Consider the following 6,338-nt stretch of genomic DNA (forward strand, 5'->3'; position numbering starts at 1 on the left):
GGGTACTGCTGACCTGGGGCGTCGGCCTCCTGGTGCTGCTGACGCTCGGCTTCGGCTTCGCCGCGCCCGCCGACAACGACTTCACCGGCGGCTCCTCGCAGTCCGGCCAGGCCCAGACGCTGCTCAAGGCGTACTTCCCCCAGCGCGGGGGCGACTCGCTCACTCTCGCGATCCACGCCGACGCCGGCGTCACCGACCCCGCGGTCAAGGCCCAGGTGGAGTCCCTGCTGGCCAAGCTGGCCACGGCGCCGCACATCACCTCGGTGCAGTCCCCCTACACCGCGCCGGGGCAGATCTCCAAGGACGGCAGGACGGCCTTCGCCACGCTGCAGTCCGACGTCACCCCGCTGCCCGCCTCCGGCGTCAAGAAGATGATCGACGAGACCCGGGCCGCGAGCACCGACACGGTCACCTTCGCGCTCGGCGGCGCCGACGTCGTCTCCGCCGAGACGCCCTACGGGGGCGCGTCCGACGCGGTCGGCGCCCTGGCGGCGATGCTGGTCATCCTGATCGCCTTCGGCTCCCTGCTGGCGATGGGCCTGACCATGGCGGCGGCCCTGTTCGGCATCGGCAGCGGGCTTGCCCTGATCTTCCTGCTCGGTTACCTGTTCCCGGCGCCGAGCTTCAGTCCGCTGGTGGCGACCCTGCTCGGCCTGGGCGTGGGCATCGACTACGCCCTGTTCATCGTGACCCGCTACCGCGAGTCACTCGCGCAGGGTGACGAGCCGGAGGCCGCGCTGGTGGTGGCGATCTCCCGGGCCGGGCGGTCGGTCCTGTTCGCCGGGGTGACCGTCGTGATCGCGATGCTGGGACTGTTCGTACTGCAGCAGCGACTGCTGAACGCCACCGCGATCGCCGCGTCGGTGACCGTGCTGATGACCATGATCAGCGCCGTCACCGTGCTCGCCGCGCTCCTCGCTTTCGCCGGCCGGGGCGTCGACCGCTTCAAGCTTCCCTACCTCGGTCGCACCGTTGCCCGCAGCCCGCTCGCCGAACGCTGGGCCCGCCTCATCCAGCGCCGCCCGGTCACCGGTCTCGTCGTCGGCGCCGCCGTCATGATCCTGCTGGCGATCCCGGCCTTCTCGATGCGGCTGAGCTTCGAGGACACCAGCACCGAACCGCACGACACCAGCGGTTACCAGTCCCATGTGATCCTGGCCAAGGGCTTCGGCCAGGGATTCGACGCGCCGTTCGTCGTGGTCGCGCAGTTGCCGCCGGGCGGCGCCGACCTCCAGCCGCTGATCCGCGCGACGGCCGCCACCCCGGGGATCGCCGCCGTCACACCCGCGCAGATCAGCCAGGACGGGCAGGCGGCCCTCTTCATCGCCTACCCGACCACCGCGCACCAGGACGCCGCCACGCCCGCCACGCTCCACCGGCTGCGCGACCAGACGATCCCGGCGGCCGTCCAGGGCACCGGGCTCGTGGTGCACGTCGGCGGACCCACCGCCGGCGACGCGGACTTCGCCGCCGAGGTCTCCGCCCGGCTCCCCTACCTGATCGCCACGGTGATCGGCCTGGCGCTGATCGTGCTGCTGGTGCTCGTGCGCTCGCCCGTGATCGCGGTCAAGGCCGCGCTGATGACGCTGCTGTCCGTGGGGGCCGCCTTCGGCGTGCTGGTCGCGATCACCCAGTGGGGCTGGCTGGGCTCCGTGCTCGGCTTCCCGACGACGGCGCCCGTCACCGCATGGGTGCCGCTGTTCATCTTCCCGATCCTGTTCGGGCTCTCCACCGACTACGAGGTCTTCCTGGTCTCCCGCATCCGCGAGGAGTACGACGGCGGGCACACCACCCGGGAGGCGGTGGCCCGAGGCCTGTCCCGCACCGCCCGCGTGATCACCGCCGCCGCGGCGATCATGGTGACGGTCTTCCTGTCGGTGCTCGCCACCCCGGACATCGCGGTCAAGGAGTTCGGGCTCGGCCTCGCGGTCGCGGTCTTCCTGGACGCCACTGTGGTCCGCATGGTGCTGGTCCCCGCGATCATGGAGCTGCTGGGCAACGCGAACTGGTGGCTGCCCGCACCGCTGGCCCGGATCCTGCCCGAGCTGCCGTCCGAGGGCTGAAGCGCCGACCGGCCCCGCACGACTCGCCGAGCCGGGGCGGTGCCGCTTCCATGGTGCTATGGACGCACATCCGGTCGACCTGTACACCGAGGAACTGCTGAGACTCGCGCCCGGCCTGTCCCGTGCGGCGGCGGACGACCTGCTGCGGCGGGTGTACCAGCACGGGGCTGAGGAAGGCGCGAACGCGGCGCTCGCCAACGTCGCCGAGGAGGAGAACACCAAGGACGCCGAGAACCGCAGGCTCGCCGAGCGCCTGGTCGCCCTCGGCGAGGACCCCCTGTCCGTGGCGCGGATCATGCGCGGCCCGTAGCGCGCGGTGTCCGCGGCGCGCGGTCTCCGTGGCGCGCGGTGTCCGTGGCGCGCGCTGTCCGTGGCGCGCGCTGTCCTCAGCCCGGTGTCCGCCGATCGGACGACACAGCGGATCCGCCGCGTGCGTACGCCCTCCGCGGCGGGTCTAATGACGGGAACACCAGCGGTGGGCGCATCCGTCCAAGCATCCCGAGAGCTTCGCGGCGGCACAGCGGCGGCACGGCGGCGTCCCGGGAGCGGAGGCAGGCGATGGGCGGCAAGGGCGTGGCGTCAGGCGGACTACCGGGCGGACTGCCGGGCGGCGCCGATCCGGGTCCCGGCGGACGACGCCGTGGGGCCGAAGGCCGTGCGCGGCTGTGCTGTGACGTGGCGTCATGAGCGCCTCCTCCGGCAGGAAGGCCGCGGCGTCGACTCCGGCCCGTAAGCGGGCCGCCGCCGCGAAGCGGACCACGCCCGCCAAGCGAAGCCCGGCGGCCCCACCGCGGCCTCGCCCGACTCCGGCGGAACGTGCCGAGCTGGGCCTGCGGGCCCGGGCCGAGGTGCCGCTCACGGAGCACGAGCAGTTCGGCGTCGGCCCGGGGCGGGAGGATCCGGTGGCGATCCTGGAACGCCAGGGGCAGTCGCGCGTGCCGGAGCTGGTGCCGGTCCGCTACGGCCGGATGCTGGTCTCGCCCTTCACCTTCTACCGCGGCGCCGCCGCGGTCATGGCCGCGGACCTCGCCGGGACGCCGGTGTCGGGCCTGACGGCCCAGCTGTGCGGCGACGCCCATCTGTCGAACTTCGGGCTCTTCGCCTCCCCGGAGCGGCAGATGATGTTCGACGTCAACGACTTCGACGAGACCTACCCCGGCCCGTGGGAGTGGGACGTCAAACGGCTGGCGGCCAGCCTGGAGATCGCCGGACGTGAGAACTCCTTCTCCCGCAAGGACCGCCGCAAGATCGTGACGGCCGCGGTCCGCGGCTACCAGAAGGCCATGGCCGGCTTCGCCGGCATGCGCCACCTCGACATCTGGTACGCCAGCGCGGACCTGGACGAGGTGCGCAGCCTGCTCGCCTCGCATCTGAACAAGACCCGCAAGAGCATGCTGAAGCAGGGCGTGGCCAAGGCGCAGGCCCATGACAGCCTGCGCGCCTTCCGCAAGCTCACCGAGACGGTCGACGGGCGTCGGCGGATCATCGCGGATCCGCCGCTGATCGTGCCGATCGCCGACCTGCTCGCCGGGAACCAGCAGGTCACCTTCCACGGGCTGATGCGGTCGCTGCTGGGGCGGTACCGGTCCACCCTCCAGTCGGACCGCCGGGTGCTGGTGGAGTCCTTCGAGCTGGTCGACATGGCGCGCAAGGTGGTGGGCGTCGGCAGCGTGGGGACGCGCTGCTGGATCGTCCTGCTCACCGGGCGCGACTCCGACGACCCGCTGTTCCTCCAGGTCAAGGAGGCTCAGCGCTCAGTCCTGGCGGAGTTCGTCCACGGCGGCCCCGACTACGCGAGCGAGGGCGAACGGGTCGTCAACGGCCAGCGGCTGATGCAGGCCGCGAGCGACATCTTCCTCGGGTGGGAGTCGGCGGACGGCATCGACGGGCAGCGCCGGGACTTCTACGTACGCCAGCTCGCCGACTGGAAGGGCTCCGTCGCCATCGAGCAACTGGTCCCGACCGGACTGGCCTTGTACGGGCGACTGTGCGGGTGGACCCTGGCCCGCGCGCACGCCCGCTCGGGCGATCCGATCGCCATCGCCGCGTACCTGGGCGACGACAAGACCTTCGCCCACGCCGTCGCGGAGTTCTCGGCCCTGTACGCCGACCAGAACGAGCTCGACTTCGCGGCGTTGCAGCAGGCCGACCGCGAGAACCGGATCACTGTCGAGCTGGGCCTGTAGGGCCGGCCGGCATGACGGAGCAGCCGGAGTCCGAGAGCGCCCGCGTGCTGGGCCCGATCGCGCGGTACGAGCAGAGCGTCCTCAAGCGCATCCAGGACTTCGAGGATCCGCGCCAGGAGTGGCGGCGCCTCTTCGCCGAGCTGTTCGGCACCTTCCTCCTGGTGCTGGTGGCCGCCGGCGGCGGGATGACGGGCAAGGCGTTCCCCGGCTCGATCAGCAACGCCGCCGCGGTGGTCGCCCCCGGCCTGATGGTGATGGCGATCATCCTGTTCATGGGGAAGGTCTCCGGCGCGCACCTGAACCCGGCCGTGAGCGTCGCCTTCGCCCTGCGCCGGGACTTCCCCTGGCCACGCGTGCCCGGCTACGTGGTGATGCAGCTCGCCGGCGCCACCCTGGCGGCACTGTTCCTGCGCGGGGTGGTGAACGTGTCGGCCCGCTACGGGGCCAACTACCCCGCGCACGGCTACTCCGCCCTCGCCGCCTTCTGGATGGAGTTCGCGCTGACCACCGGCCTGGTGAGCGTCATCCTCGGCACGGCCTCCGGTGCCCAGAACGTGGGCATCATCGGCGCGTTCGGCGTCGGCGGCTACATCGCGCTGGCCGGGCTGTGGGGCTTCCCCATTTCAGGCGCCTCGATGAACCCCGCGCGCACTTTCGGCCCCGACCTGGTCGCCACCACCTTCACCGACTACTGGGTGTACGTGGCGGGACCGTTGGCCGGGGCGACGCTCGCCGTCGCCCTCGCCTACGTGCTGCGCGGCACGGGGGGCGGGGCGTCCGGCGCCGCCGCCGCCCAGGGCGACCTCTTCACCGACGTGCACCAGCCCGGCAAGCCGTGAGGGCGTCCGGCGAGGTCTTCAGACCCTTCAGTGGTGCCGCACGGGATCGATCAGGACGCCGGGGTTCAGGACTCCGGTGGGGTCGAGTGCCGCCTTCGAGGCACGCAGCGCCAGGGCGAAGGGTTCGGGCCGCTGGCGGTCGTACCAGGGGCGGTGGTCGCGGCCGACCGCGTGGTGGTGGGTGATGGTCGCGCCGCAGTCGGCGAGGGCCTCGGAGACGGCGGCCTTGATCTCGTCCCACTGCTCGACGGTCCGGCCCCAGACGCCGGGGGCGATCACGCCGAAGTACGGTGCGGGACCGTCCGGGTAGACGTGCGTGAAGCGGCAGGTCACGGCTCCGCTCAGGCCGAGCGAGGCGAACGCGTCGGTCGCGGCGGCGTCGACGGCGGCCCGCAGCTCGTCGAAGCGGTCCCAGGTGCAGGCGGTCTCGAAGGTCTCCACGATCATCGACTGCGCGGCCAGGGCGTCGCGCTGGTAGGGCATCCGCAGGAACGAGGAGCGCCAGGTGTCGGCGGCCCCGGTCCGGGTCCGGTCCCGCTCCGCCTTCAGGTCGGTGGTGCGAACCGGGTCCGGCACCCGCCCGCCGAACTCCGCGCAGATCTCGACCGCGCGCCGCATCGACCCGTCGACCGGGTGGTCGGCGGACTCGAAGCCGAGCACGAGCACGCCGCCGGGCGAGTCGGTTCCGGCGTTGACGAACGCCTCCATCGGGTCCAGGACAGTTGGCGGGGAACAGCCCCGACTGGGCGATCGTCCGGGTGGCCGCGACAGCGGCACCGTACTCCCCGAAGTGCACGGACGCGGCCGCCCGCCAGCGGGGGCGGTCCTGAAGCCGCATCCACGCCTCGGTGATCACGCCCAGGGCGCCCTCGGAGCCGAGGAACATCCGGTCGGGCGAGGGGCCCGCGCCCGAGCCGGGCAGCCGACGCGACTCGCTGACGCCGACCGGGGTGACGACGCGCATCGACTCGACCATGTCGTCGATGTGGGTGTAGACGGTCGCGTAGTGGCCGCCCGCGCGGGTCGCCAGCCACCCGCCCAGGGTGGAGAACTCGAAGGACTGCGGGAAGTGGCGCAGCGTCAGCCCGTCCGGCCGGAGCGCGTCCTCCAGCGCGGGCCCGAGGATGCCCGCCTGGATCCGCGCGGCCCGGCTGACCCGGTCGACCTCGACGATCCGGTCCAGCCGGCCCAGGTCCAGCGAGACCGCCCCGGCGTACTCCCCCGACCCGCCCAGCCCGCGCGGTTCCACG

Annotated in this window: 4 protein-coding genes and 1 pseudogene; 4 read left to right on the forward strand and 1 reads right to left on the reverse strand. The window is 72.7% G+C overall.

Going from position 1 to position 6,338, the window contains the following annotated elements:
- The 4 genes from TR50_RS33910 to TR50_RS33925 all read left to right on the forward strand — a co-directional run.
- On the forward strand, nt 1-2,063 hold a 2,063-nt coding region (locus tag TR50_RS33910; protein ID WP_052441660.1), incomplete at its 5' end, for an MMPL family transporter.
- A gap of 58 nt (nt 2,064-2,121) precedes the next feature.
- Nucleotides 2,122-2,373 (forward strand): hypothetical protein, encoded by a 252-nt coding sequence (locus tag TR50_RS33915; RefSeq protein ID WP_042431339.1) that lies wholly within the window; start codon nt 2,122-2,124, stop codon nt 2,371-2,373.
- A gap of 373 nt (nt 2,374-2,746) precedes the next feature.
- Nucleotides 2,747-4,249 (forward strand): DUF2252 domain-containing protein, encoded by a 1,503-nt coding sequence (locus tag TR50_RS33920; protein ID WP_084701431.1) that lies wholly within the window; start codon nt 2,747-2,749, stop codon nt 4,247-4,249.
- An 11-nt stretch (nt 4,250-4,260) separates the two neighbouring features.
- On the forward strand, nt 4,261-5,088 hold the full coding sequence (locus TR50_RS33925) for an MIP/aquaporin family protein (RefSeq protein WP_042431341.1): 828 nt from the start codon (nt 4,261-4,263) through the stop codon (nt 5,086-5,088).
- 27 nt (nt 5,089-5,115) lie between these two features.
- Here TR50_RS33925 and TR50_RS33930 read toward each other — a convergent pair.
- A pseudogene (locus TR50_RS33930) lies at nt 5,116-6,338 on the reverse strand (FAD-binding oxidoreductase); the annotation flags it as partial.

Origin of the sequence: Streptacidiphilus anmyonensis (assembly GCF_000787855.1) — a bacterium.
Lineage (GTDB): Bacteria > Actinomycetota > Actinomycetes > Streptomycetales > Streptomycetaceae > Streptacidiphilus > Streptacidiphilus anmyonensis.